The organism is Polaromonas eurypsychrophila, assembly GCF_014641715.1.
Taxonomy (GTDB): Bacteria; Pseudomonadota; Gammaproteobacteria; order Burkholderiales; family Burkholderiaceae_C; genus Polaromonas; species Polaromonas eurypsychrophila.
Genome location: NZ_BMIG01000032.1, coordinates 1 through 908, shown reverse-complemented (window position 1 = coordinate 908; position 908 = coordinate 1). Strand labels below are relative to the sequence as shown.

Here is a 908-nt window from a genome sequence, read left to right as displayed (position 1 = left end):
TTGCTGCCCGCTGCCGTGCCGGCTTCTACTGCCGTGCCCGTATCAGCTACAGCCACTGGCCCGTCGTTCGTGCCGTTGATCGTGATAGTGAGCACCGCCTGATCGCTCAGGCTGCCGTCGCTCAGGGTGTAGTTGAAACTCTCTGTCAGCGTGCCGCCCGCGTTGAGCGCCTGCACTGCTGCGTTGGCCTCGTTGATCACGTAGGTGTAGCCACCGGTACTGTTCAGCGTGAGTGTGCCGTACGTGCACACCAACGCGCTACCTACCGTGCCGGCTGTGCCAGCGCCTTCCACTGCGCCCTGGCGGATCGCGGTGACGCTGAGCGCCGTGCCCTCGGGATCGGTGTCGTTGCTGATCACGTTGCCGCTGGCGTTGGCGCCTCCGCTGGCGTTGGCTGTGCCGCCTCTTTCTGTGGCACTGCCGCTGTCGTTCACGCCCACTGGCGCGTCATTGACCGCCGCCACCGTCACGGTGCTGGTGGCCACGTTACTCAGGTTGTTCAGCGCCTGCCCGTCGTTGACCTGGTAGCTGATCGCCCGGCTCGTCGTCGTCGGGTTGTCGCTGCTGTTGACGTACGTCACTGACCTCAGCGCCGCCTGGTAGTTCGCAACGCTGCTGGCCCCGCTCAGAGTCAGCACGCCGGTCGTTGCGTTGTAGCTGCCCGTAATGCCGTTCTGGTTAATGAACCCAAGCCCGTCCTGGGCCGTATTAAAGCCGGTCCCGATCGAAACCGTGGCCCCCGTCAGGCTGGCCGTGTCCACATCGCTCAGCGTCAACGTGCTGTTGATCACCGTCGCCACCTGGTTCTCGGTGTAGCTGAATCCGCTGGATGCGGCTAGTACCGGCGTGTCGTTGGTGCCCGTCACCGTGATCGTCACGCCCTGCGTCGTGCTCGCGCCCTGGTCGTC

General features: G+C 64.8%; 1 protein-coding gene. It reads right to left on the bottom strand.

What is annotated here, in order from left to right:
• The coding region (locus IEX16_RS19805) for a cadherin-like domain-containing protein (protein WP_194446486.1) at nucleotides 1-908 on the bottom strand (908 nt) is incomplete at both ends.